1 protein-coding gene is annotated in these 1,636 nt (G+C 57.8%); it reads right to left on the minus strand.

Annotation, left to right across the window (positions count from 1 at the left end):
* Nucleotides 1–117: 117 nt before the first annotated feature.
* The gene (hrpA, locus tag MB824_RS10825; protein WP_238748548.1) at nucleotides 118–1,515 is read right to left on the minus strand and encodes an ATP-dependent RNA helicase HrpA; all 1,398 of its coding nucleotides are present in this window, start codon (nucleotides 1,513–1,515) and stop codon (nucleotides 118–120) included.
* Between the last annotated feature and the right edge of the window lie 121 nt (nucleotides 1,516–1,636).

The following is a 1,636-nucleotide window of genomic DNA, read 5'->3' on the forward strand; positions in this document are numbered from 1 at the left end:
CGCACCTTCCGAGCAGCTTAAAGTGCTGCGCCGGTGGTGTGGAATTTAGGGCTTATCTAGTACAGCCCCTTTTAAATTTATCCTAGCTTGTCGGGCATCAATGCCCGGCCTACCCTTTCAGACAGCCTCCTCCACCGCCCCCAATTCCAACAAGACCTGAAACCCGTCATTGATATACCGCTGGTCGGGCGCTTCTAAAAACGGAAATGCCGCCACGTCGCCCAGGTTCAGGGCGGCCATGCGCAGGATGACGGCGGCGAGGTTGCTGCGGATGATTTCGGGGTCGGTGAACGGGTTGCGCTGCTTGAAATCGTCTTCGGCGTACAGGCGGATGCACACGCCTGCCGACACGCGCCCGCAACGCCCCGAGCGTTGCTGCGCGGCGGCTTGGGAGATTTTTTCCACATGCAGCTGCTCCACTTTGGCGCGGGCGGAATAGCGTTTGACGCGCGCCAAACCCGTATCGATTACATATTTGATACGCGGCACGGTGAGCGAGGTTTCGGCGACGTTGGTCGCCAATACGATGCGGCGTTTGCTGCCGCTGGGATGGAAGATTTTGTGCTGCTCTTGCGCGGAAAGGCGGGCGAACAGCGGCAGGATTTCGTCGTGGCGGCGCAGTGGCGATTTGCGTAGGGCTTCGGCGGCTTCGCGGATTTCGCGCTCGCCGGGCAGAAAGACGAGAATGTCGCCTTCGCCCAGCCGCGCGAGTTCGTCCGCCGCGTCTGTGATGGCTTCGGGAATATCCATTTCCGCTTCGTCTTCGTCGCGCTCGTTAATCGGGCGGTAGCGGATTTCCACGGGATAGGTGCGCCCGCTCACTTCCAGCACGGGCGCGTTGTTGAAATGTTTGGAAAACCGCTCGGCGTCAATGGTGGCGGAGGTGATGATGACCTTTAAATCGGGGCGGCGCGGCAAAAGCTGCTTCAAATAGCCCAGCAGGAAATCGATGTTCAGGCTGCGTTCGTGCGCTTCGTCGATAATCAGGGTGTCGTAGGTAGTGAGATAGCGGTCGGTTTGGGTTTCGGCGAGCAGGATGCCGTCGGTCATCAGCTTGATGTTGGCATCGCGCGAGGTGTTGTCGTTAAACCGTACTTTGTAGCCCACCGCCTGCCCAATCGGCTGCCCGAGCTCTTCGGCAATGCGCTCGGCAACGGAACGCGCGGCAAGGCGGCGCGGCTGGGTGTGCCCGATTAAGCCCGCCGCGCCGCGCCCGAGTTCTAGGCAGATTTTGGGCAACTGAGTGGTTTTGCCCGAACCCGTTTCGCCGCAGATGATGGTTACTTGATGGTTTTGAATCGCGGTTTTGATGTCGTCCAAACGCTCATGCACGGGCAAGGTGTTATCAAACTCGGGCTTGGGCAGCGCGGCTTGGCGTTTTAAGAAAATATCGTGGGATTTTTGATATTTTTGTTGTACCGCCGCCAAGCCGCCGAATTTTTCAGGCTGCCTGAATGCGCGTTTGAGAAAATGGCGGTCTTTGCAAAGGGTTTGGTCTAAATCGGGCTGGGACATAGTTTGACGTGTGAAAATTTGAGTAAAAACAAGGGGCGGGATTATAGCAGAGGCAGCCTGAAAGCCGGTTTCAGCCTACCTTTACAGCGGGGCGGTTGTTGGATTTCCAAGCTGCCTTTCC

It is taken from the genome of Kingella pumchi (genome assembly GCF_022288825.1).
GTDB lineage: Bacteria > Pseudomonadota > Gammaproteobacteria > Burkholderiales > Neisseriaceae > Kingella_D > Kingella_D pumchi.

Bases quoted from the DNA above. Each gene is read 5' to 3' on its own strand.
- hrpA (WP_238748548.1), bottom strand. From the start codon at position 1,515: ATGTCCCAGCCCGATTTAGACCAAACCCTTTGCAAAGACCGCCATTTT.